At 72.0% G+C, this 24,625-nt stretch carries 17 protein-coding genes; 8 read left to right on the top strand and 9 right to left on the bottom strand.

What is annotated here, in order from left to right; genetic code table 11:
- Both AFL01nite_RS00890 and AFL01nite_RS00885 read right to left on the bottom strand, forming a co-directional pair.
- A complete protein-coding gene (locus tag AFL01nite_RS00890) occupies positions 1-1,284 on the bottom strand; it encodes a 5-methylcytosine restriction system specificity protein McrC (protein WP_146825208.1) in 1,284 nt (427 codons plus the stop codon).
- Complete coding sequence (locus AFL01nite_RS00885) at positions 1,284-2,960, bottom strand: AAA family ATPase (protein WP_146825207.1); 1,677 nt, start codon at positions 2,958-2,960, stop codon at positions 1,284-1,286. Before AFL01nite_RS00885 ends, AFL01nite_RS00890 begins: the two co-directional genes overlap by 1 nt.
- Before the next feature lie 140 nt (positions 2,961-3,100).
- Here AFL01nite_RS00885 and AFL01nite_RS00880 point away from each other — a divergent pair, with 140 nt between their 5' ends.
- The 3 genes from AFL01nite_RS00880 (at position 3,101) to AFL01nite_RS00870 (ending at position 5,767) form a co-directional block, all read left to right on the top strand.
- Positions 3,101-3,610, top strand: a complete 510-nt coding sequence (locus tag AFL01nite_RS00880; RefSeq protein ID WP_146825206.1) for a hypothetical protein — start codon at positions 3,101-3,103, stop codon at positions 3,608-3,610.
- A 211-nt stretch (positions 3,611-3,821) separates the two neighbouring features.
- A complete protein-coding gene (locus AFL01nite_RS00875; protein ID WP_222593341.1) occupies positions 3,822-4,151 on the top strand; it encodes a DUF485 domain-containing protein in 330 nt (109 codons plus the stop codon).
- Positions 4,148-5,767 (top strand): monocarboxylic acid transporter, encoded by a 1,620-nt coding sequence (locus AFL01nite_RS00870; protein WP_146825204.1) that lies wholly within the window; start codon positions 4,148-4,150, stop codon positions 5,765-5,767. The genes AFL01nite_RS00875 and AFL01nite_RS00870 overlap by 4 nt, the downstream gene beginning before the upstream one ends.
- Positions 5,768-5,833: 66 nt before the next feature.
- Here AFL01nite_RS00870 and AFL01nite_RS00865 read toward each other — a convergent pair whose 3' ends face one another.
- On the bottom strand, positions 5,834-6,415 hold the full coding sequence (locus AFL01nite_RS00865; protein WP_146825203.1) for a hypothetical protein: 582 nt from the start codon (positions 6,413-6,415) through the stop codon (positions 5,834-5,836).
- Between the two features lie 116 nt (positions 6,416-6,531).
- Here AFL01nite_RS00865 and recC point away from each other — a divergent pair, with 116 nt between their 5' ends.
- From recC to recD, 3 genes are read left to right on the top strand one after another with little or no spacing between them, the layout of a single operon-like run.
- Positions 6,532-9,825, top strand: a complete 3,294-nt coding sequence (gene recC / locus AFL01nite_RS15525; protein WP_146825202.1) for an exodeoxyribonuclease V subunit gamma — start codon at positions 6,532-6,534, stop codon at positions 9,823-9,825.
- Positions 9,822-13,133, top strand: coding sequence for a UvrD-helicase domain-containing protein (locus tag AFL01nite_RS00855; protein ID WP_246119534.1), 3,312 nt, complete (start codon positions 9,822-9,824; stop codon positions 13,131-13,133). Before recC ends, AFL01nite_RS00855 begins: the two co-directional genes overlap by 4 nt.
- Positions 13,130-14,821 carry an exodeoxyribonuclease V subunit alpha gene (gene recD, locus AFL01nite_RS00850; RefSeq protein WP_146825201.1) on the top strand — a complete coding sequence of 564 codons (1,692 nt, stop codon included), beginning with the start codon at positions 13,130-13,132 and terminating at the stop codon, positions 14,819-14,821. Before AFL01nite_RS00855 ends, recD begins: the two co-directional genes overlap by 4 nt.
- 1 nt (position 14,822) lies before the next feature.
- Here recD and AFL01nite_RS00845 read toward each other — a convergent pair whose 3' ends face one another.
- The 5 genes from AFL01nite_RS00845 to nrdR all read right to left on the bottom strand — a co-directional run bounded on the left by AFL01nite_RS00845 (position 14,823) and on the right by nrdR (position 21,979).
- Positions 14,823-16,409: an MDR family MFS transporter gene (locus tag AFL01nite_RS00845; protein ID WP_146825200.1), complete on the bottom strand. Its 1,587-nt coding sequence runs from the start codon at positions 16,407-16,409 to the stop codon at positions 14,823-14,825.
- Entirely contained in the window at positions 16,406-17,032 is a 627-nt protein-coding gene (locus AFL01nite_RS00840) for a TetR/AcrR family transcriptional regulator (RefSeq protein ID WP_146825199.1), read from the bottom strand. The genes AFL01nite_RS00845 and AFL01nite_RS00840 overlap by 4 nt, the downstream gene beginning before the upstream one ends.
- 88 nt (positions 17,033-17,120) lie before the next feature.
- Positions 17,121-18,296 (bottom strand): NAD(P)/FAD-dependent oxidoreductase, encoded by a 1,176-nt coding sequence (locus tag AFL01nite_RS00835; RefSeq protein WP_146825198.1) that lies wholly within the window; start codon positions 18,294-18,296, stop codon positions 17,121-17,123.
- A 192-nt stretch (positions 18,297-18,488) separates the two neighbouring features.
- A complete protein-coding gene (locus tag AFL01nite_RS00830) occupies positions 18,489-21,410 on the bottom strand; it encodes a vitamin B12-dependent ribonucleotide reductase (RefSeq protein ID WP_146825197.1) in 2,922 nt (973 codons plus the stop codon).
- 62 nt (positions 21,411-21,472) lie between these two features.
- Complete coding sequence (gene nrdR, locus AFL01nite_RS00825) at positions 21,473-21,979, bottom strand: transcriptional regulator NrdR (RefSeq protein WP_146825196.1); 507 nt, start codon at positions 21,977-21,979, stop codon at positions 21,473-21,475.
- Positions 21,980-22,289: 310 nt separating this feature from the next.
- Here nrdR and AFL01nite_RS00820 point away from each other — a divergent pair, with 310 nt between their 5' ends.
- Together AFL01nite_RS00820 and AFL01nite_RS00815 are read left to right on the top strand one after the other, a co-directional pair.
- Positions 22,290-23,489, top strand: a complete 1,200-nt coding sequence (locus AFL01nite_RS00820) for an RNA polymerase sigma factor (RefSeq protein ID WP_146825195.1) — start codon at positions 22,290-22,292, stop codon at positions 23,487-23,489.
- 54 nt (positions 23,490-23,543) lie between these two features.
- Positions 23,544-24,050: a Dps family protein gene (locus AFL01nite_RS00815; RefSeq protein WP_146825194.1), complete on the top strand. Its 507-nt coding sequence runs from the start codon at positions 23,544-23,546 to the stop codon at positions 24,048-24,050.
- Between the two features lie 68 nt (positions 24,051-24,118).
- Here AFL01nite_RS00815 and AFL01nite_RS00810 read toward each other — a convergent pair whose 3' ends face one another.
- Entirely contained in the window at positions 24,119-24,595 is a 477-nt protein-coding gene (locus AFL01nite_RS00810; RefSeq protein WP_146825193.1) for a hypothetical protein, read from the bottom strand.
- Positions 24,596-24,625 lie beyond the last annotated feature (30 nt).

Below are 24,625 nucleotides of genomic sequence, written 5' to 3'. Positions count from 1 at the left end.
TCAGGCGACGGTGCCGCCGAGGCGGCGCGAGCCGACCGGGCGGCGCTGGGCGATGGTCAGCACCATCGACAGGTCGAGCTCGAACTCGCGCACGACGCGCTCCATGCCACCCGACTCGCCCAGGCCCGAGGGGTCGACCGTCAGCAGGTGCAGCATCGACGGCCCGCCGGCCTCGCGGACCCGCAGCTGTGTTCCCGGGCGCAGGCCCATGCTCGCCGGGAAGACGAGGGCGACGTCGGAGGCGCCCAGCGTGCGGCCGGCCGCGATCAGCGGGGCAGCCAACTCGTCGGCGAGGTCCTCGGTGTAGTCACGGGCGCACACGGAGGCCGCGACGAGCTCGGACGGGGACTCGATGACCGTGTCCACCACGTCGGCGGTGGCGTCGACGTCGGTGAGCCGGCGGCCGCGACCACCGCGGTAGGCGCTGAAGCCGGCCTGGCGGGCGGCCCGCTCGGCGATCACCTGGACGAAGTCACCGAACAGCTGCTTCGTGTTCCACAGGAAGGCACGCGTCGGACCGTCGGTGCGCCCGCTGGCGCCGTTCTGGGGTCCGACCGAGAGCACGCGGGCGATGTCGAGCGCCTCGCTGAGGAAGCCGAACTGCGGTGTCAGCTGCAGCGCGTCCATGACCGCCGGGGGCGGCAGGTCGCGGGAGGCCTCGGGGAAGAGATCGGCGTAGGCGCGGAGCTCGGACTCGAGCCACGGCTGCTGCACCGCGCCGGAGAGCTCGGCGCACGCCCACTTCAGGGCCGAGGTGATCGGGCCGTCGGCGACGAACTCGGAGAAGCGGCAGTCGACGCTGTGCGGGTCGACGACCCGGCGCCACATCTGGGCCGGGTCGATCTGGCCACGGATCCCGGCGGTGACGGCACGGCGCTCGACGTACGTGCGCGGCACGCCCTCGGAGGCCGCTCGCGCCATCGCACCCGCCACGATCATGCCGAGCAGGTCGGGCAGGCCGGCGTGACGCGTGCCGCGGTCGACCATCGGCACCCACTCCAGGTGCTGGACGGTCGTCAGCATCGTCAGCAGCGAGACGCGCCAGCCCGGGTCGTGGCGCAGGAAGTGCGGCATGATCTCGATCGTCGAGTCGCCGAGCGCGACGTAGCCGGTGACGCCCCGGACGGCGATGGTGCCGGCCGCCTCGTCGATGACGAACGGCTGGTCGGCCAGGCCCAGACGCGTGGCCAGCTCGGCCGAGCGCAGGCGCAGCTCGGCCAGGTCGGCCTCGGTGCCCGGGAACGGCTGGGCAGGTCCGCCTTCGAGAAGGGTGTGTTCGATCATCAGCCACGCACCAGGAAGTCGAGGGTGATCGCCGTGTCCTCGTCGGACCGGCGCATGAGGGGGTCGACCGCGAGCGCGCGACCGGTGAGGGTGCGCGTGCGGAACGGGTAGTTCTGCGGGGCGTTGCGCGCGTTGACGCGCAACAGGTCGGCCAGCTGGTCAGGACGTGCGCCGAAGCGGTCGCGGATCTGCGGCCAGATGTCGTGGTCCCACACGCGCTTCAGGTCCTCCCACGTGGCGATCTTCCAGAAGTAGAGGTGCCCCAGCTCGTAGTCCTGGCCGAGGCGCTCGGTGATCTCGTCGTTGAGGTAGGCCAGCAGGGCCACCGCGGCCGCCTGCGGGGTCCACGACTCCGCGTCGATGTCCGGCGCGGTGGCGACCTCCAGGCTCACGCCGAGGTGCTCGGCCAGGAAGTCCAGGTCGGCGTAGGCGTCGATCCGCTCGAAGCGCCGGCCGATGGCCGAGTCGAGCGGGGCGACGGCCCGGTCGACCGAGTTCATGGTGGCCAGGATGTGCATGTCGTGGGGGAAGAACCACGGCTGCGGCAGCATGTACGAGTCGCCCGAGATCAGCCAGATCGGCTCGGTGACCGGATCGCCCGTGGGGCTGCGCTGCACCTTCGGCAGGTTGACCGGGATGGCCTGGCGGCTGCTGCCGTCGGCCGCACGGCGGTAGGAGTCGTCCATGTAGGTCATGAAGTCGCCCAGGATCTTCGGCACGTTGCCGCGGTTGATCTCGTCGATCACCAGCAGCGACGCGCCGTTGCCCTGGCGGTCGAGGCGGATGGCGAGGTCCAGGAGTCGGCCGGCGAACGGCGCCAGCCGGATGCCCTCGCCCGTGGGGCGCAGGCCGACGATGAAGTCCTCGTACCCGTAGTCCTGGTGGAAGGTCACCCAGTCGGTGATGACCGGGGTCGCGATCGGCGAGGACTCGAAGCCGGACACGAACGGCTGCTCGGGCCGGCTCGGGTCGATGTCGATGGACTCCCCCGAGGTCCACGCCTCGTCGAGGATCTGGCGGACCTGGGCCACGGCGTGCGTCTTGCCGGTGGCGGGCGGTCCGTAGACGAGCACGCTCTTGCGGTCGCGGAAGGCGTCGAGGATCTTGCGCGCCAGCGGCGTCAGCGCCTTGACGGAGCCGCTGCCCGGCGTGATGACGCCCGACCCGACGCCGCTGAACAGCGGACGGCACGACGAGGGCCAGCCGACGGGGGTGGCGGTGCCGGTGGTGGTGCCGGCGAAGTACTGGCCCGACTCGGCCCTCGCGACGTAGACGTGCATCCCGCCGATGTCGGCGAGGATCGACTTCGCGTCGTCGACGGAGTGCGGGACGCGCAGGTGGCTCGGCCAGCCGCCGCGGCCGGGCAGCCAGGCGGGGTGGCGCTCGTGGCGCTCGTCGTGGCGGTTCTGCGCGGTGAGCTCGTAGCCACCCTGGCGACGCTGCGCCCGGAAGACCAGGGGTGCGGCAGCCTCGGACTCGCCGATGACGTGCGGGACGATGCGCACGTCCTGCCACTGGTCGGCGGCCAGGCGACGGTCCTGGCCGAGGAACTCCAGCAGCCCGGGGACCTGGGGGATCTCCAGCACGCTGCGACCGCGCAGGCCGCGCCCGGACTTCTCCATGACGTGGAAGTCCTCGGCGGAGATCTCCCGCCACCAGATCTGCTCGACCTTCATCGTGCTGTCCTCCCTCCGTCTGCCGTCCGAGTCCGGTGTGGTGCTTGCTCCCGTGAGACGGGGGCTCATCCGTCCCATGACGCAACTCTGGTCACATTTCTTCCATGCGTCGCACGTGGTGTCCCCCGTACGATGCAGATGTGAAATGGTTCACACCCCGATCGCCGCGCGACCGTAGCATCGCGCTCACCGCGCCGACGCTCGAGGGCTCGACGTGGCCGCCGGCCGACCCGGCGGCGCGCAGCGGGTTCGGGGCCGCCACCACGCACCGGCTCGGCCTCGACGCCGCCTTCACCCCCGAGGCGCACGAGATCGCCGACCTGCTGACGGCACGACTGCTGCCGCTGCTGCCGTTCGAGGCGTCCGCCGAGGACCTGCCGCACGTCGTCCACCTGCTGCGCAGCGCCGCCCAGGCCGGCGCCGGGATCGGGATCGTCGACGCGCGCGACACCTCGCTCGCGCCCGGCCGGATGGGCGCCGACGTGGCGGGAGCCCTGGGCGAGGCCGACCGCGACCTGCCCCCGATGCCGGCCTCGCTCCGCGCCTGCGCCCGCTACCTGCTGCACGCGGGACACCACGTCGCCCGGGTCGGAACCGGCGTCGTTCCAGCCCTGGAAGCCGCGCTCGAGCGCTCCACCGCCACCGACTGAGTGCCGCCGGGCGGCGCCGCCGGTCCGCCCGTCGACCGTTCGTCGCACGAAACGGACGTTCGTCGCACGCGCCGCGTCGCCCGATGACCGCGCGTCGGCGCCCCTCTAGCGTTCGATGTGACCTCGATCACTGTGATCGCGGCCACGTCGTCCCACCCATCACCGTGGAGGTGTTGCTGTGAGCAAGCCGGCCGAATACGAACAGGCCTCCGTGCCCCCCACCGATCGCGAGGCCGCGTACCTGCGGGTCCTCGCCTCGCCCGAGTTCCAGGAGCTGCGCCACAAGTACCGCAGCTGGGTCATCCCGGCCACCATCGCCGGCCTGACCTTCTACTTCGTCTACGTCTTCATGTCGACGTACGCCGTCGACTTCATGAGCCAGAAGGTCATCGGGAACGTCAACGTCGGCCTCATCTTCGGTCTGCTGCAGTTCGTCGCCACCTTCGCGGTAACGATGGCCTACGTCCGGTACGCCGACCGTGAGCTCGACCCGCGCTCGTCCAAGATCCGCGACGAGATGGAAGCCGAGGGCCTCGCATGACCACGCACACCCTGCCGGCGATCCTCAAGGCCGCCGAGACCGAGCAGGTCGGTAACACGACCCTGAACATCGCGATCTTCACCGGGTTCGTCGTCCTGACCCTGGTCTTCGTGATCCGGGCCAGCCGCACGAACAAGAGCACCGACCAGATGTACACCGCCGGCTCGTCCTTCACCGGGCGCCAGAACGGCATCGCCATCTCGGGCGACTACCTGTCGGCGGCGTCGTTCCTGGGCATCGCCGGGGCCATCGCCCTGACGGGCTACGACGGCTTCCTCTACAGCATCGGCTTCCTGGTGGCGTGGGTCATCGCCCTGCTGCTGGTGGCGGAACTGCTGCGCAACACCGGCCGCTTCACCATGGCCGACGTGCTGAGCTTCCGCATGCAGGAGCGCCCCGTGCGCACGGCCGCCGCCACGTCGACGCTCGTCGTGTCGTTCTTCTACCTGCTGGCCCAGATGGCCGGCGCGGGCGGCCTGGTCGCCCTGCTGCTGAACATCAACGACGAGTTCGGCCAGGCGATCGTCATCGCCGCAGTCGGCGCGCTCATGATCGTCTACGTCCTCGTCGGCGGCATGAAGGGCACGACCTACGTCCAGATCATCAAGGCGATCCTGCTGATCGGTGCCGCGTTGCTCATGACCGTGTGGGTGCTGTGGCAGTACGGATTCAACTTCTCGGAGCTGCTGGGCGACGGTGCTGCTGCCGGTGCCGCGCTGGAACCGGGCAAGAAGTACGGCCTCGACGGCGTCACCAAGCTGGACTTCATCTCGTTGTCGATCGCCCTGGTGCTCGGCACCGCAGGCCTGCCGCACATCCTGATGCGCTTCTACACGGTGCCCACGGCCAAGGAGGCCCGGAAGTCCGTCGTCTGGGCGATCTGGCTGATCGGCCTCTTCTACCTGTTCACGCTGACGCTGGGCTATGGCGCCGCGGCGCTGGTGGGACCGGAGAAGATCGCGGCGGCACCCGGTGCGGCCAACTCGGCGGCGCCGCTGCTGGCCTACGAGCTGGGCGGCACGCTGCTGCTGGGCATCGTCTCGGCCGTGGCGTTCGCGACGATCCTCGCGGTCGTCGCCGGACTCACGATCACGGCCTCGGCCTCGTTCGCGCACGACATCTACGCGAACGTGATCCACCGCGGGAACGCGCCGGACGGCCAGGAGGTCAAGGTGGCCCGGATCGCCGCCATCGTGATCGGGATCGTGGCGATCGCCGGCGGCATCGCGGCCAACGGCCAGAACATCGCGTTCCTCGTGGCGCTGGCGTTCGCGGTCGCGGCCTCGGCCAACCTGCCGACGATCCTGTACTCGTTGTTCTGGAAGCGGTTCAACACCCGCGGCTGCCTCTGGAGCATCTACGGCGGCCTGATCATCACGGTCGGACTGATCTTCTTCAGTCCCGCCGTGTCGGGCGCCGAGACAGCGATGTTCCCGGGCCAGGACTGGTCGTGGTTCCCGCTGTCCAACCCGGGCCTGGTGTCGATCCCGGCCTCCTTCCTGCTGGGCATCATCGGCACGCTCACCAGCAAGGAGCACCTCGAGTACAAGGCCGCGGAGATGGAGGTCCGCTCGCTCACCGGCGCCGGCGCCGAGGGACGGGCGATCAGCCACTGACGCTGACGTGGACACGACGATGGGGCGGCCCCGAGAGAGCCGCCCCATCGTCGTGTCCGTGGTGCGTCAGGTGCGCACGAGCCGCCGCGACAGGTCGCGGTGCAGTGCCTCCACCTGTCGCTCGTCGAGGGGTCCGCCGGCGCGCAGCCGGCGCAGGGTCGACCGGACCGAGAGGACCCGCACGCCCGCGATCTCAAGCGGGCGCAACGGCAGCTCGCCGTCGACGAAGCAGTAGCTGGTGTGCACGCTGACGTCCGGCAGCGGCCCGGTCGAGACCGTGGCCTGCAGCGCCTCGGCGTGCTCGCGCATCTGGTCCGCGATGCCGGTGTGGCGCACCCCGTCGATGACGAAGGTGCTGCCGTCGCGGCACGCGCGGACCTTCTTGCCCGGGTACGACCGCGGCTCGATGAGGTGCACCCCCGTCGACGTCACCGCGATGATGGGCAGGTCGCCGGTCTGGCCGGGGATCCGCCGGTGGAACAGGAACAGGACCCGGTCACCGAACGCGTCGATGAGGGTCTGGCCCAGGACGTCGGTGGCATCCGACCGCTCCGGGGCGGGCTCGGCAACATTTGCGGCGTCCCCCCGGACCACCGTCAGCTGGGGGCGCGACAGCGGGTCCACGCTGCGCACGGTCCGTCGGCTCATGCTCATGAGACGAACCTCCCACCGTTCCATGACGCAGGTCTCGGGAATGGTTTCACCGGGACGTTCCGGGACGACGGCACACCGATGTCCGAGGCACACGGCAGACTGAGGCCGACATGACCTTCCACCTGCACCGGGCCGAGCGCACCGACCTGCTCGCCGACGGCCTGGCCGAGCTGCTGGCCGAGCCCACCGACGACCCGTTCGGCACCGAGCTCGTGGTGGTCGCGGCGCTCGGCACCGAGCGCTGGCTGTCGCAGCGGCTCAGCCACCGGCTCGGCGCGTCGACGGGCGGCGCCGACGGGGTCACTGCGGGCATCCGCTTCGCCCGGCCGCAGTCGATCATCGCCGAGCTGCTGGCCGAGGACGACCAGGACCCGTGGCGGCCCGATGCCCTCACGTGGCGCGTCCTCGAGGTCCTCGACGCCGGTCTCGGCGAGCCGTGGCTCGCCACGGTCTCGCGTCACGTCGGCCACCAGCACGAGGGGCTCGAGCGCGAGCTGCGCCGCGACCGGCGCCTCGGTGTCGCGCGGCACGTCGCCGCCCGGTTCCACGCCTACGCGCGCCAGCGTCCCGCGATGACCCGCGCCTGGACCGACGGCCGCGACGAGGACGGCACCGGGTCGGCCCTCGCGCCCGACGTCCGGTGGCAGCCCGAGGTCTGGCGGCGCGTCCACCGCCTCATCGACGCGCCCTCGCCCGACGAGCGGATCGACGCCACCGTGGCCGCGCTCCGGGGCTCGGCCGACACCGTCGACCTGCCGCACCGGGTGAGCCTGTTCGGCCACAACCGGCTGCCGCTCGGCGAGCTGCAGGTGCTGGCGGCCCTCGCGGAGCACCGCGACGTGCACCTGTGGCTGCCCCACTCCTCCCCCGCGGCCTGGGACCAGCTCACCGCCGCCGATACGATCGTGGCGAGGCAGGACGACGACTCGGCCGAGCTGCTCGGCAACCCGCTGCTCGCCGCGCTCGGCCGTGACGTGCGCGAGCTGCAGCGCTCGATCACCGCGGTGGTTGCCGACGCCCGGGTGCACCCGCCGATCGCCGCCCCGCGCCCCGACACCCTGCTGGGCCGGGTCCAGGCCGACGTCACCGCCGACCGCGCCGGGCTCGGAGGCCCCGCGCCGGGCGCTGGCGACCGCACGATCCAGGTCCACGCGTGCCACGGCCGCGCGCGCCAGGTCGACGTCCTGCGCGACGTGATCGTGGGGCTCCTGCAGGACGACCCCACCCTCGAGCCGCGCGACATCCTCGTGATGGTGCCCGACATCGAGTCCTACGCGCCGCTGTTCCACGCCGCGTTCGGGCAGGCCGAGGTCGTCGGTCACGCCCACCACCACCCGGGGCACCGGCTGCGCGTCATGCTGGCCGACCGTGCCGCGTCCCGCACCAACCCCCTGTTGGGGCTCGTCGTCGCCGTGCTCGAGCTGGCCCGGCGCGGCCGCGCCACGAACGCCGAGGTGCTCGACCTGCTGGCCACCGGTCCGGTCCGCCACCGCTTCGACCTCGACGACGACGCGGTCGAGCGGATCACCTCATGGGTCGAGTCCAGCGGGGTCCGGTGGGGCTTCGACGCCGAGCACCGGCGCCGGTTCGGCCTCCCGATCGAGCAGAACACGTGGCGCGCCGGGCTCGACCGCCTCGTCAGCGGCGTCGCGGCCACCGAGGACCCGGCCCGGCCGGTGGCCGACGTCCTGCCGCTGGACGACGTGCCCAGCGGCGACGTCGACCTGGTGGGTCGCCTCGTCACCTTCGTCGACGCCCTCGAGCAGGCGGTCGACTCCTTCGGCCGCGACGGCACGCTCACCGCGTGGTCACACCGGATCGACACGATGCTCACCGCGATGGCCGACGTCCCCCTGACCGACGCGTGGCAGCGCCAGCAAGCCGACCGTGAGCTCGAACGGCTCGCCGACGACGCCACCGTCCTGCGCCCGGGCGAGGTGCTGTCGATGGTGCGCGACCGCTGGGCCGGCCGGCCGTCCCGGGCCAACTTCCGCACGGGCAGCCTCACCGTCTGCACGATGGTGCCCATGCGCTCGGTGCCCCACCGCGTGGTGTGCCTGGTCGGTCTGGACGACGGCATCTTCCCGCGCGCCACGCACGTCGACGGCGACGACGTGCTGGCCCGACGGCCCCTCACCGGCGAGCGGGATGCCCGCGCCGAGGACCGTCAGCTGTTGCTCGACGCGGTGATGTCGGCCACCGAGACACTCGTCGTCACCTACACCGGCGCCGACGAGCACCGCGGCCAGCCGCGCCCCCCGGCCGTCCCTCTGGGCGAGCTGCTCGACCAGGTCCGGCGCACGGCGGGCGAGGCGGTCGACGTCGTCACCCACCATCCGCTGCAGCCGTTCGACCCGCGCAACCTCCTGCCGGACGCGATCGTCGCGGACGGGCGCCCGTTCAGCTTCGACCCCGCGGCCCTCGCCGGGGCCCGGGCCAGCCTCGGTCCGCGCACCGAGCCGGCACCCTTCCTGCCCGCCACCCTGCCCGCACCGCCCGTCGGCGACCTGGCCCTGGCCGACGTGCTGGCGTTCGTCCAGAACCCGATCCGCGCGTTCTGGCGGCAGCGGCTCGACGTCGCCCTCACCGGCGACGAGGACCTGCTCGACGAGGACCTCCCGATCACGCTCGACGGCCTCGAACGGTGGCAGATCGGCCAGCGGCTCCTCGACGACGCCGTCCGCGGCGTCGGGCCCGACGACGCGTGGGCGGCCGTGCGGCGCGCCGGCATGCTGCCCCCGGGCCGTCTCGGCGCCGCGCTGAGCGCCGACGTGGGCACCCGCGTGGCCGCCCTCGTCGCCGGCACGGCGGCCCTCCGCCCGGGTGAGGCGACGTCCGTCGACATCGACGTCGCCCTGCCCGACGGCCGCCGCCTCACCGGCACCGTCGACGGGATCCACGGCGACCGCGTCGTGACCGTCTCGTACTCCACCGTCCACGGCCGGCACCGGCTGCGCGACTGGGCCCGGCTGCTCGCCCTGGCCGTGCAGCGACCCGACGTCCGATGGGCCGCCCACACGGCCGGCAAGGTCGGCCGGGGCACCGCCCAGGTCGTCACCACCGCCCCCGCCGACCCCGACACGGCCCTCGGCCTGCTCGCCGACCTGGTCGACCTGCGCGACGCCGGCCTGTGCCGTCCGCTGCCGCTGCCGGTCGAGATCGCCCTGCTCTACACCACCAACCTGCGGACGCGCGGCCCCGAGGCGGCCGCCCGGATCACCGCCCGCGAATGGCAGCGCATCCCCCGGGCGTTCGGTCCGCCCGCAGCACGCGACGCCGACGAGATCGTCCGGGTCTGGGGCGCCCAGGCGCCGTTCGAGACCCTCCTCGAGGACGGCTTCACCACGTTCGCCCCGCGACTGTGGGACGGCGCGCTCGATCACCAGCGGGAGGCCGCCCTGTGACCGCCTCCGACCTGCGCCCGTTCGACATCACCGATCCCCTGCCCGTCGGCACCACCTTGCTCGAGGCCAGCGCGGGCACCGGCAAGACCTGGACGATCGGCGCCCTCGTCACCCGCTACGTGGCCGAGGGCGTCGTCACCCTCCCCGAGCTGCTGGTCATCACCTTCGGTCGCGCCGCCAGCCGCGAGATGCGCGAGCGCGTGCGCGACCAGCTGGTCGCGGCCGAGGCGGCACTGGCCGACCCGGCGACGCACCGATCGGGCGACGACCCGCTGCTCCGGCTGCTCGCGGACGCGCCTGAGACCGAGCTCGCGGCCCGGCGGGCCCGGCTCCGCACTGCGCTGGCCGACTTCGACGGCGCCACCATCGCCACCACCCACCAGTTCTGCCAGACGGTGCTGCGCAGCCTCGGCACGGCCGGCGACTCCGACGGCTCGGCCGACCTCACCGACGACCTCACCGAGCTGGTCGACCAGATCGTCGACGACCTCTACGTGGCCAAGTACGCCCGCGAGGACGACCCGGCCCTCTCCCACGGCCAGGCCCGCGCCCTGGCCCACGCCGTCGTCGCCGACCCCCACGCGGCCCTCGTGCCCACCGACGCCGAGCCCGACTCGCCGGCCGGGGTGCGGGTCCGCTTCGCCGAGGTCGTCCGACGCCGGCTCGACCAGCGCAAGCGTGAGCTGGGCCTGCTCGACTACGACGACCTGCTCCGGCGGCTCGAGTCCGTCCTCGAGGACCCCGACTCGCCGGCCCGCACGTTGATGCGCGCCCGCTGGCGGGTCGTCCTCGTCGACGAGTTCCAGGACACCGACCCCGTCCAGTGGAACGTCCTCGACCGGGCGTTCGGCGGCGTCGCGACGCTGGTGCTGATCGGCGATCCGAAGCAGGCGATCTACGCCTTCCGCGGCGGCGACGTCCACACCTACCTGCGTGCCGCGGCGACCGCCACCGATCGTCGCACCCTGCCGGTCAACTGGCGCAGCGACGCACCCCTGGTCGACGCGCTCGGCGCGACCTTCGCGGGCGCGCAGCTCGGGCACCCCGACATCGCGGTCCGTCCCGTCCGGGCGCGCCACGACGGCAGCCGACTGCAGGGCCTGCCGCGTCCCGACGCCTTCCGACTGCGCGTCCTCGACCGTGAGGGAGCCGACGAGCCGCACCGCGACCTGCCGGTCGCCGGGGCCCGCCAGCGCATCGTCGACGACCTCGCCCTCGACGTGGCCGAGGTGCTCGCCTCCCCCGCCTCGTACGACGGCGGTCCCGGGGGCGTCCGCCCGATCGCCGCCGGCGACATCGCCGTCCTGGTGGCCACCGGGAGCGAGGCCGACCTCGTCCGCCGCAGCTTCGTGCGCCACGGCATCCCCGCCGTCCTCGGCGGCGGCAGCAACGTGCTCACCAGCGAGGCCGCCGCCGACTGGCTGACCCTGCTGGAGGCCATGGAGTCGCCCCAGCGGTCGGGCCTCGTCCGGGCGGCCGGCCTCACCGACCTGCTCGGGCACGACGCCACCACGCTCGTGCTCGAGGGCGATCACCTCACCGACCGCCTCGCCACCCGCGCGCGCGACCTCGCCGACCTCCTGGGCGCTCGCGGCGTGGCCGCCGTCGTCGAGTCGCTCACCGACGAGGCCTTCGCCGCCCGCATCCTCGCCCGGCCCGACGGCTACCGCCGGATGACCGACCTGCGGCACGTCGCCCACCTGCTGCACGAGGTCGCGCTGCGCGAGCGGCTCGGCCTGTCCGGGCTGGTGCAGTGGCTGCGCCGCCAGCGCAGCGAGAGCGGCGACTCGGCCGAGCTCACCCGCCGCCTCGACAGCGACGCCAAGGCGGTCCAGGTCCTCACGATCCACGCCAGCAAGGGGCTGGAGTTCCCGATCGTCTACCTGCCCTTCCTCTTCAACCGCTGGCGGCCCGACCGCGAGGAGCGGCCGCGCTTCCACGACGCCACGGGCGCCCGGTTCCTCGACGTCGGCGGGTCGGGGCACCCCGACTTCTCGGGGCACTCGCGCGCTGCCCAGGCCGAGGACGCCGGTGAGGTGCTGCGGCTGGCCTACGTCGCCATGACTCGCGCGAAGTCCCAGCTCGTCGCGTGGTGGGCGCCCACGCGGGACGCGGGCAACTCCGGGCTGCACCGACTGCTGTTCCGGGCCGACCCCGCCCGACCCGACGTGCCCGAGGTGGCCCCCGTCCCCGACGACGCCACCGCCGTGTCGGTGCTGCGCGGCTGGCAGGACCGGGGCGGACCCGCCCTCGAGCGCGTCGTGCCGCGCGCGGTGACCGCGCCGGCCCCGGCGCAGGAGCCCCACGACCTCGCGGTGCGCGCGTTCGATCGCGAGCTCGACACCGCGTGGCGGCGAACCTCGTACTCCGGCCTCATCCGCGACGACCAGGACACGCCCCACGTCGGCAGCGAGCCCGACGACGAGGGCACCACCGACGAGGACGAGGCGCTCCTCGCCCCGGTCACCGCCGCGGCCGACGCGCGGCCCTCCCCGATGGCCGACCTGCCGAAGGGTGCCACCTTCGGCAGCCTCGTCCACGCGGTCCTGGAGGAGGTCGACGTGACGGCCGACGACCTCGCCGGCGAGATCGAGGCGCGCGTGGTCGAGCAGCTCGCGCTGTGGCCGGTCGAGCTCGACGTGCCCGCCGCCGTCGCCGCCTTCGAGGCGATCCTCACCACTCCCCTCGGTCCTCTCGCCGACGACCTCGACCTCGCCACGCTCCTGCGCGACCGCCAGCTCAAGGAGCTCGACTTCGAGATCCCGATGGGCGGCGGCGACGACCCCGTCCCCTCCCTGGCACGGCTGGGCGACCTCGCCGACCTGCTCGAGGCCCACCTGGCACCCGGCGACCCGATCCGGCCGTTCGCCGCCCGGCTGCGCTCGCCCGGGCTCGCCGAGCAGGCACTGCGCGGCTACCTGATCGGCTCGATCGACCTCGTCCTGCGGCTTCCCGACGGCCGGTTCCTCGTGGTCGACCACAAGACCAACTGGCTGGGCGCCACGGACGCGCCGCTCACGGTCGCGGGCTACCGCCCCGACGCGCTGGCCGGCGCGATGAACTCGGGCACCTACCCCTTGCAGGCGCTGCTCTACGCGGTCGTCCTGCACCGGTTCCTGCGGTGGCGGGTACGCGACTACGCGCCGCAGCACCACCTCGGCGGCGTGCTGTACCTCTACCTGCGCGGCATGACCGGCGCAGACGCGCCGCGACACGACGGCGTGCCCTACGGCGTCTTCTCCTGGCAGCCGCCGGCGTCCCTCGTGGTCGCCCTGTCCGAGCTGCTCGACGGAACGGTGAGCCGATGACCGCCCACGCCACGATCGAGGACTTCGTCACCGCGGAGATCCTGACCCCCGGCGACGCGGCGATCACGGCCCGCCTCGGCCGGATCGCCGGCGAGTCGGCGCCCCTGCCCCTGCTCGCCCTGGCGTTCGCCGTGCGGGGCGTGCGGCACGGGTCGACCTGCTTCGACCCGCGCCACGACCCCGAGGTGCCCGGGCTGTCCTGGCCCGACGCCGCCGCGTGGCTCCGTGCGGTCGAGGACAGTGCCCTCGGGCGCGTGCTCGTGGTCGAGCACGGCCTGCTCTACCTCGACCGCTACCGCCGGCTCGAGGTCGCCCTGTGCGACGATCTCTCCGCGCGGGCGGCCCTGTCGCCGCCGGCCCTGGACGAGGAGCGACTCGCTGAGGACCTCGAGCGACTCTTCCCCGGCGCCGAGCACGCGGACCAGCGGGCCGCGGCCGAGCGGGCGGCACGGGTCGGCACGATCGTGCTCACCGGCGGGCCCGGCACCGGCAAGACGACCACCGTCGCCGGCCTGCTGGCGATCCTGCAGGCGCAGTCCCTGGCGATGAACGGCCGATCGCTGCGGGTCGCGCTGACGGCCCCCACGGGCAAGGCCGCCGCCCGCATGCGCGAAGCCGTGGCGGCCACCGCCGCGCGGCTGACGCTCACCGATGACGAGCGTGCGTGGCTCGATCAGCTCCCGTCGTCGACCATGCACCGGCTGCTGGGCTGGCGCCCCGACAACCACACCCGGTTCCGGCACGACCGGCTCCGCCGCCTGCCGCACGACGTCGTCGTGGTCGACGAGACGTCCATGGCGTCCCTCGAGCACGTCGCCCGCCTGCTGGAGGCCCTGCGCCCCGACACCCGGCTGATCCTCGTGGGCGACGCCGACCAGCTGGCGTCCGTCGAGGCAGGGGCCGTGCTGCACGACGTCGTCGCCGGCTGGTCGGACGAGCACATCGTGCGCCTCACCCGCAGCCACCGGTTCGGTGCGGGCATCGGGCGGCTGGCGGCCGCCGTGCGCGACGGCGACGCCGACACCGCCGTCGACCTGCTCACAGCGGGCGACCCGGCGATCCGCCTCGTCGACCCGGCGGCGGGAGCCGACCTGCTGGAGTCCACCCTGGTGCCGCTGGCCCGCGACCTCGTGGCCGCCGGCCGGCGGGACGACGCCCCCGCGGCCCTGGCCAGGCTGAGCGGTCACCGGCTCCTGTGCGCCCATCGCGACGGACCCTTCGGCGCCACGACCTGGAACGACCGCGTCACCGCACGGTTGCGGGCCGAGGTCGGCTACGGGGAGTGGTACCCGGGGCGCCCGGTGCTCGTCACCCGCAACGACGCCCCGCTCGGGGTGTTCAACGGTGACGCCGGCGTGGTGATCGAGCGCGAGGGCCAGCTGGTCGTGGCGATCGACGGCGAGCCGGTCCGCGAGTTCGCCACCTCCCGGCTGCCGGACGTGCAGACCGGCTACGCGATGACGATCCATCGCAGCCAGGGCAGCGAGTTCGCCGAGGTCACGGTGCTGCTGCCCGGGGCCGACTCGCGCGCGATGACGCGCGAGCTGCTCTACACCGCGATCACGCGCGCCGTCGACGCCGTGACGGTCATCGGCACGCCCGACGACATCCGCACAGCAGTCGGGCGGCGAGTCGCCCGATCCAGTGGGATCGCGGAACGACTCGCCGCCCGTCAGGCAGCGCGCTGACTCAGCGCTCGGCGCCGGACATCGCCTCGGCGGCGTCGAGCGTGTGCTCGCCCAGCGACTCGTCCTTCTTCGCCGCCTCGATGGTGTGCTTGAGCGGCTTCTCGTGCACGAACCACAGCACGGCGGCCGACACGAGCGTCAACGGCGCGATCCACAGGAAGATCGGCATGAGGGCCTCGTTGTAGGCGCCCACCACGATGTCGTGCAGCTCCTGCGGCAGCTGGGCGACCGCGTCGGGGGTCAGGGAGGACGACCCGCTGCCGGACCGGCCGGTCGAGGGCAGCTCCGTGGCCAGGGTCTCGGTGAGGCGCGAGGTGAAGATCGAGCCCACCGCGGCGGCACCGAGCGTGCCGCCGACCTGGCGGAAGAAGTTGTTCGCGGCGGTGGCCGTGCCCACGATCTGGTGCGAGAACGAGTTCTGGACGATCAGCGTGAGGATCTGCATGCCCAGGCCGATGCCGATGCCGAGCACCAGCAGCGAGCCCTCGATGATCCAGCGCGAGTCGCCTATGTCGATCGTCGAGAGGCAGAACAGGCCCGCACCCGTGACGACCGCACCCGCGATCGGGAACCAGCGGTAGCGACCCGTGCGGCTGACCGCCTGGCCGACCGTGATCGAGGTGATGAGCATGCCGCCCATCATCGGGATCATCATCAGACCCGCATGGGTGGCGTCGACGCCGACCGACATCTGCAGGTACGTGGGCAGGTACGACAGCGAGCCGAACATCGCGACGCCCAGGATGATGACGCCGACCGTGGTGAGGTTGAAGTTCCGGTCGCGGAACAGGGCCAGCGGGATGACCGGCTCCTGCGCCACGCGCTCGGCGAGGACGAACGCGATCGCGCCGACGACGGTGACGATGCCCAGACCGATGATCTGCGGGCTGTCCCAGTCGTACTGGTGGCCGCCCCAGGTCGCGCCGAGGATGAGCGCGCTGGTGGCGATGGCCAGCAGCGCCATGCCGAGGTAGTCGACGCGCGCCTGGGCGCGCTCGAGGGCGGGCTTGGCCAGCAGCATCACGACGGCGACGAAGGCGATCACGCCGAGGGGCACGTTGATCCAGAAGGTCCAGCGCCAGCCGGGTCCCTCGGTGAACCAGCCGCCCAGCAGCGGGCCGGCCACCGACGACAGGCCGAAGACCGCGCCGAGGATGCCCATGTACTTGCCGCGCTCCCGCGCCGGGACGACGTCGGCGATCGCGGCCTGCGACAGCACCATCAGGCCACCGCCGCCGAGGCCCTGGATCGCGCGTCCGGCGATCAGGACGTTCATGTCCTGCGCGATCGCACCGACCAGCGAGCCGATCGTGAAGAGGGTGATGGCGAGCAGCAGCAGCGGCTTGCGGCCGAGGCGGTCGCCAAGACGGCCGTACATCGGCATCGTCACGGTCATGCCGAGCAGGTAGGCCGTCATGACCCAGGCGATGTGGTCGGCGCCGTCGAGCGAGCCGACGATGGTCGGCAGCGCGGTCGACAGGACCGTCTGGCTCAGCGACGCCAGCAGCATCACGAGCATGAGGGCGGCGAACACCAGGCGGATGGTGCGCTTCTGGTGCAGATCGGGGGTGGGAGCGGCAGTGGTCATAGTGCGGTGGTCGTGACCTTTCGGAAGGTGTCGATGGACTCCGCGAGCGCGGCGTCGGGGTCGGTGAAGAGTCGGTCGGTGTCGGACATCCACGCGAGCGTGACGATGCCGTTGGCGAGCAGGATCAGGGCCCGGGCCTCGGCAGGGTCGGCCGGGAGCCCCTCGATGCCGGACCACGGCGGCTCGACGTCGTCGACGAGACGGGCCATCAGCAGCTTGCGGGCCTCGCCGAACATCGCCGTGAGCCGTCCGCGCAGGTGCGGATGGGCGGCGGCCAGCGCTCGTCGCTGGTCCATGTCGACGCCGGGGCCGATCGTCGAGCGCGCCACCTCGGTGACGAGCCGGCACACCCGCAAGATGGCGGGGTCGTCGGTGGACTCGCGCAGGTCGCGCAGCACGTCGTCGGTCAGGTGCGGAGCCTGCACGCCGACGATCGCGTCCTCCTTCGAGTCGAAGTAGTTGAAGAAGGTCCGCGGCGAGACACCCGCGATCTCGGCGATCTGGGCGACGGTCACGTCGCCGGGACCGCGCTCGAGCGTGGCGTCCGCGGCGGCACGGTGGATCGCAGTCCACGTGCGGCGCTGGCGCTCGGCGACGAGCGGGCTGACGGTCTCTGATTGCACTCTTGCAGAATATGCAGTTGTGCATCCTTTGCACTAATGCACCCGACGCATCCGGGCGGTGCGCTTCGTCACACGCGCGCCGTGTCGGTCAGCGCAGGTCGGTGAGCGCCTCGGGGTCGACCCGGGTGCCCACCATGGCCCGCAGCGTGTCGTTCACGTCCCAGATGCCGACGTTCATCGCGCCCGTCAGCAGGCCCTCCGCGTCGATCCAGTAGGCGATGAACTCGTTCGCTCCCACGTCGCCACGGACCTCGAGGCGGTCGTCCTCACCCGGGCGGCCGACGTACTCCATCGAGAACTCGAACTGGTCGGTGTAGAAGTACGGGAGCCAGTCGTGGTGCGCCTCGCGGCCGAGCAGGACGTCGGCGACCGCCCGGCCCTGACGGATCGCGTTGTCCCAGTGCTCGACCCGGATCCGCGCGTGCAGGGCGGTGTTCCAGGCGTTCGCGACGTCGCCGACGGCCAGGATGTGCTCGTCCTGCGTCTGGAACCGCTCGTCGACCACGATGCCGTCATCGATCTCGAGCCCGGCGTCCCGCGCGATTTCCACCGACGGGACAGCCCCGATCGCGACGAGGACGTGGTCGGCCTCGATCGACTCCTGCGCGGTGCGCACGCGGACCGGTCGGTCACCCTCGAGCAGCACCTCCTCCACGGTGACGCCCGTACGGAGGTCGACCCCGTGCGACCGGTGCAGGTCGAGCAGGTGACGGGCCAGGTCGGCCCCCAACACGGACCCGAGCGGCAGGTCGGCCTGCTCGAGCACGATCACCTCGACGTCGTGGTGACGCGCTGCCGCGGCCACCTCCAGTCCGATCCAGCCGGCGCCGACGATGACCAGCCGTCCGCCCGCCCGCAGCGCCGCCAGCACCCGCTCCTGGTCCTCGAGGGTGCGCAGGTAGAGCGCGTGGTCGGCCCCGGGCAGGTCGGGCACGCGGGGCTCGGCGCCGGTCGCCAGCACCAGCAGGTCGTACGGCAGCGCCTCCCCCGAGTCGAGCTCGACCGCCTGCGCCTCCCGGTCGATCGCGACGGCCCTCACTCCGGTGAGGAGGCGGACGTCGTTGGCGGCCCACCAGTCGTCGGCCAGCGCGGTCGGGTCGGTGTCCTGACCCAGAAGGAGGTCCTTCGACAGCGGCGGACGCTCGTACGGGGCGTGGTCCTCCGCACCCACCAGGTCGATCGACCCCTCGTACCCCTCGTCGCGCAGTCGCTCGACTGCCTTCGCGGCAGCGAGCCCTCCCCCGATGATCACCAGACGCTCCATGCCCCCATCGTCCGCGCCCTTCCCCACTTTTGGAACTGGTTTCACGTCGAATCGCCGATCCGAGGTGAATCCAGTTCCAAAAGTGGGGAGTGGCGGACGCGGGCGCGGGCGCGGTTTCGGCCGCAGCTGAGACGGGACCGGCCCGGACCCTCCGCGAGGAGAGTCCGGGCCGGTCGGGCGACGCGAGGTCGATCAGCTGCAGCCGCTGGTGCTGCCGCAGCCCTCGCAGACGTGGCAGGAGCCGGCGGGACGCATCTTCGTGCCGCAGGTCATGCACAGCGGGCTGTCGACCGCCGCACCCGTGATCTCCTCGAGCAGCTCGGCCGAGGTGTGGGCCCGACCCGAGGCGGGACGTGCCGTCTCGACCTGGACCGCCACGGCGTCGGCGTCGTTGATCTGCGCCTCGGCCTTGAGCTCGGCGGCCGCCGCGGCGGACGGACCCTCGGGCTCGTCGGCGACCAGCTCGGCCGCCGTCGACCCGTCGCCCTTGACCGGCTCGTACGAGCCCGTGTCGAGGTACCGCTGACGCTCGTCGACCGAGAAGATCGACATGGCCGACCGGGTGTCGAAGTCGATGTAGTCCAGCGCCAGGCGGCGGAAGACGTAGTCCATGATCGACTGCGCCATGCGGACGTCCGGGTCGTCGGTGAGGCCGGCGGGCTCGAACTTGAGGTTCGTGAACTTGGTCACGAACGTCTCGAGCGGCACGCCGTACTGCAGGCCGATCGACACGGCGATGCTGAACGCGTCCATCACGCCGGCCAGAGTCGAGCCCTGCTTGCCCAGCTTGAGGAAGATCTCGCCCAGCGTGCCGTCGTCGTGGGCACCGGAGGTCATGTAGCCCTCGGCGCCGCCGACGCTGAAGCTGGTCGTGATCGAGGCGCGCGACTTCGGCAGGCGCCGACGGATCGGCTTCTCGACGATCTTCTCGATGACCTGGACCTCGGCCTGGGGCGCGTCGGCCGCCGAGGTCTTGTCGTCCTGCGACTTCTGGCTGGACAGCGGCTGGCCGACCTTGCAGTTGTCGCGGTAGACGGCCAGCGCCTTCAGGCCGAGCTTCCAGCCCTGGAAGTAGACGTCGGCGATCTCCTCGACCGTCGCGCTCTCGGGCATGTTGACCGTCTTGCTGATGGCGCCGGACAGGAACGGCTGGGCCGCCGCCATCATCCGCACGTGACCCATCGGCTTGATGGCCCGCTCGCCGACGGCGCAGTCGAAGACCTCGTAGTGCTCCGGGCGCAGGCCGGGGGCGTCGATGACGTGACCGTGCTCGGCGATGAACTCGACGATCGCCTCGATCGTCTCGCCGGTGTAGCCGAGCTTCTCCAGCGCGGCGGGCACCGTCTGGTTGACGACCTGCATCGAGCCGCCGCCGACGAGCTTCTTGAACTTGACCAGCGAGAAGTCCGGCTCGATGCCGGTCGTGTCGCAGTCCATCATGAAGCCGATCGTGCCGGTGGGCGCCAGGACCGAGGCCTGCGAGTTGCGCCAGCCGTTCTTCTCACCGATCTTCAGGTTGGCCGCCCACTGCTTGGTGGCCTCCTTCTGCACGGCGATGTCCATCGCGTGCTTGGTGCGGATCTCGTCGTTGGCCGCCTGGTGCTTGCGCATGACGCGCTGGTGGCCGTCGACGTTGGCCGCATAGCCCTCGTACGGGCCCACGACGCCGGCGAGCTCGGCGCTGCGGCGGTAGGACGTGCCGGTCATCAGCGACGTGATGCCCGCGGCGAGCGCGCGGCCGCCGTCGGAGTCGTACGCCAGGCCCGACGCCATCAGCAGGGCGCCGAGGTTGGCGTAGCCGATGCCGAGCTGACGGAACTTGCGCGTCGTGTCGCCGATCGCCTCGGTCGGGAAGTCGGCGAAGCAGATCGAGATGTCCATCGCGGTGATGATGAACTCGACGCTCTTGACGAACTTCTGGGTGTCGAACGAGCCGTCCTCGGACAGGAACTTGAGCAGGTTCAGGCTGGCGAGGTTGCAGCTGGAGTTGTCCAGGTGCATGTACTCGCTGCACGGGTTCGAGGCGGTGATCCGGCCCGACTCCGGCGTCGTGTGCCAGTCGTTGATCGTCGAGTCGTACTGGATGCCCGGGTCGGCGCAGGCCCACGCGGCCTGGGCCATCTTGCCCCACAGGTCGCGGGCGTCGATCTCCTCGATGACCTCGCCGCTGGTGCGGGCGCGCAGGCCGAAGGAGGTGCCCTCCTCGACGGCCTCCATGAACTCGTCGTTGACGCGGACCGAGTTGTTGGCGTTCTGGTACTGGACGCTGGTGATGTCCGAGCCGCCCAGGTCCATGTCGAAGCCCGCGTCACGCAGCACGCGGATCTTCTCCTCCTCGCGCTCCTTGGTCTCGACGAACTCGACGATGTCGGGGTGGTCGACGTCCAGCACGACCATCTTGGCGGCGCGTCGGGTGGCGCCTCCGGACTTGATCGTCCCGGCCGACGCGTCCGCACCACGCATGAACGACACCGGACCGGAAGCCGTGCCACCGGAGGAGCGCAGCAGCTCCTTGCTGGAACGGATGCGCGACAGGTTGAGGCCGGCACCGGAGCCGCCCTTGAAGATCAGGCCCTCCTCGCGGTACCAGTTCAGGATCGAGTCCATCGAGTCGTCGACGGCCAGGATGAAGCACGCGCTGACCTGCTGCGGGCTCGAGGTGCCCACGTTGAACCACACCGGGCTGTTGAAGCTGAAGACCTGGTGCAGGAGCATGTAGGTCAGCTCGTGCTCGAAGATCTCGGCGTCGGCGTCGGTGGCGAAGTAGCCGAAGTCCTTGCCCGCCTTGACGTACGTCAGGACGACGCGGTCGAGCAGCTGGCGCAGGCTGGCCTCGCGCTCGGGGCTGCCCACGGCACCGCGGAAGTACTTGGTGGTGACGATCGTGGAGGCGTTGAGGCTCCAGAAGTCGGGGAACTCCACACCGCGCTGCTCGAAGACGGTCTCACCGGTCTTCCAGTTGGTCTGGACGACGTCGCGACGCTCCCACGTGACCGCGTCGTACGGGTGCACGCCCTCGGTCGTGTGGACACGCTCGATCTTCAGTCCGGTCTTGGCGGACTTGCGGCTGGTGCGAGGGGCGGGTCCCGAGTTCCCGCCGACCGTCTCGGTCATGTGGTGCTCCTGTCGTGGTGGTGCTGCGTGGTGGGTGTGTCGTGCGTGGGGCGAGGGGTCGGTCAGGACCCGGCGCCGGGAGTGGGGCGCTGCGACGAGGGGTCGAGCACCTGGGTGATGTCGGCCTGGTCGGCCAGCAGACCGGCGATCTCGGCGACGAAGTCGTCGGCCGAGTCGAAGGACTTGTAGACGGACGCGAAGCGCAGGTAGGCGACCTCGTCGAGGGCCCGCAGGGGCTCGAGGATCGCCATCCCGATGTCCTGGGTGTTGATCTCGGCCTGGCCGGAGGCACGCAGGGTGTCCTCGACCTGCTGGCCCAGGCACGCCAGGTCGTCGGTGGAGACCGGACGTCCCTTGCAGGCCTTGGCGACGCCGGCGACGGCCTTCTCGCGGACGAACGGCTCGGTGGCGCCGGAGCGCTTGACCACCATGAGCTGCATCTGCTCGATCGTGGTGAAGCGCTTCTCGCACTGCGAGCACGCGCGGCGGCGGCGGATCGAGCCGCCCTCGTCGGCCACCCGCGAGTCGAGCACGCGCGTGTCGGTGTGCTTGCAGAACGGGCAGTGCATCTTTCCTCCTCGCCTCGGGCCGAATCCGCCCCGTGGATGGATCTGGGGACGGAATGTGGACATCTCCGGTCATCGTGTGGGTAACACCGGTCCGCCTGTGGACCTATATGTGGAGAATCACATCTGTGTAACTACTAGATGTAGTGGTTACTGTACGTGGCTCCCCGACGGTAAGCAACAACTTCGCAAAGAAGTCCGACAGAATCCCATCCGTCCCCTCCGCCCGCCCTGTTTCCGCAGGTCAGCGGGGGGTCGCCTCCCGTCGAGTCGCGAAGTGCGGGCGTGTCGGCGACCATCGAGGGGTCACCCCATGGACCACCGCCAGACCACACCGTCGCCCCGGACCGAGAGGAGTCGCCATGTCCACCGCACGCCCGGACAGCGCGACGACACGATGACCTCGACCCTCCCCCGCGAACTGCGTTCGGCTCGCCTGCGCACCCTGGCCGCCCTGGCCGTGCGCTCGGGCGACCTGTCCGCTGCGAGCGCCGCCGTCGACGAGGCGCTCACCCGCCTCGTGCGCGACGACGTCGACCTGCGCACCGATCCCGTCACGCCCCTGCTGCGCCACGCGTGGGAGGCCGCGGACCAGCCGTCCGATCCCCCGGCGCTCGCGCCGGACGAGTCGGACGAGGCCCTGGTCCTGCTGTCGGCGTGCTGCCACGGGTCGTTGCCCGAGGCCGCGCGGATCGCCCTGCTGATGAGCGTCGCGGGCGGCCTGCCGACGGACGAGATCGCGTGCGCGTTCTCCGTGCCCGACGAGACGATGGAGCGGCGGCTCACGTGGTCGCAGCACCGGGCCGGCGCCTGGCTGCGCGAGCCGATGGCGCCGGAGGACCGTCCCGAGCGGCTGGGGCGCGTGCTCGACGTCCTCATGCTGGTCTTCGACGACGGCATCGTGCACCCCCACTGCGGGGCCGACCTGCCCCTGGAGGCCAGCGAGATGGCCCGCGTGATCCTCGAGATGTTCCCCGGTGAGGCCGAGCCGCGCGCCCTGCTGGCGATCATGCTGCTGACGCGCGCCCGGCGCGACGCCCGCCAGGCCGACGACGGGACCATGGTGCCGCTCGGTCTGCAGGACCGCTCGCTGTGGCACGGCGACGAGATCGCCGAGGGACTGTTCCTGCTGCGCGGCAGCATGCGCGAGAACCGCTCCGGTCCCTACCAGCTGCGGGCCTCGATCCAGGCGGCCCACGTCACGGCGACGGAGGCGGCCGACACGGACTGGGACCGGATCCTGGCCCTGCACGACCAGCTGATGCAGGTGGCGCCCACCGACGCCGTGGCGCTCTCCCGGGCGATGACGGTCGCCGAGGTGCACGGCGCCGAGACGGCGCTCCATGCGGTCGAGCGACTGCCCCTCGACGACCACCTGTTCCACGCCACCCGCGCCGACCTGCTGGCGCGGTTGGGCCGCACCGAGGAGGCCGAGCGGGCGTGGACGGCGGCCGTGGCCCGCGTACGCGGCGCCCAGGAACACGCTCGCCTCCGCGGCGACACGGAGCGTTGAGCAGGTCACACCTGCTGCGGTTGCGAGGGCGGCACGCCCCCCTACGGTGGAGGCATGGCCACCAAACCCAAGTACACGGTTCCCGGTCTGGAGATCGCCGACGGCGAGAGCCTCGCGAAGACGCTCCAGGACCGCCTGAACGCACTCAACGACCTCATGCTCACCCTCAAGCACGTGCACTGGAACGTCGTGGGTCCCCACTTCATCGCCGTGCACGAGATGATCGATCCGCACGTCGTCGAGGTGCGCGACATGGTCGACGAGACCGCTGAGCGCATCGCGACGCTGGGCAGCGAGCCCCTGGGCACGCCGAAGGCGATCGTCGACGGCCGCTCGTGGGACGACTACCCCCTCGGTCGCGCCACCACCACCGAGCACCTGAAGGCGCTCGACGCGGTGTACGTCGGCCTGATCGACGACCATCGCAAGGCCCAGGAGGCCGTGGCGGACCTCGACCCCGTCACCGAGGACATGATCATCGGCCAGATCAAGACGCTCGAGCTGTTCCACTGGTTCGTGCGCGCGCACCTGGAGAGCGCGGGCGGTCAGCTCAAGGGCTGATCCCCACGCTCCGAACGACGAACGACCCGGTCCACGGACCGGGTCGTTCGTCGTTCGGAGCGTGGGCGTCAGTCGGCCTGATCCGCGGGGGCGGAGCGCCGGGCCACCGCGACGGCGAGGGCGTGCCCCGCGAGCGCGGCCAGCACCTGCAGCGTCATCGACGTGACGACCACGCCGGCGCCGAGCCACCAGTAGACCGGTCCTTCACCCGAGCCGACGAGCAGGACCAGGGCCAGGGACACGAACCCGAGCACTCCCCCTGCCACCACCCAGGCGAGGGCGCCCATGTCGGCCGGACGCACTCGCTGCCAGCCGAAGCCGGCGGCGACCAGCGTCAGCAGCAGGGCGCCCGCCGCAGCCGGGTGGACCTCGGTGACGGCACCGCCGATCCAGCGGGAGGGCGCGTCGACGTGCTGGGCACCGGCACGCTCGGGCAGCAGCCAGGTCAGGGCGCTGGCGGCCAGCAGGACGGCGGCTCGGCTCAGCAACTGTCCACGGAAGCGGGTCATCACGTGGATCTCGTGGCCGTGGGCGACGATCGCCATGGCGCACCTCCTGACATCGGTGTCTTCCCA

The sequence above is a fragment of the Aeromicrobium flavum genome (assembly GCF_007992115.1).
Taxonomy (GTDB): Bacteria; Actinomycetota; Actinomycetes; order Propionibacteriales; family Nocardioidaceae; genus Aeromicrobium; species Aeromicrobium flavum.
The sequence above is the reverse complement of the archived record's forward strand: the minus strand, read 5'-3'. Positions and strand labels throughout refer to the sequence as shown.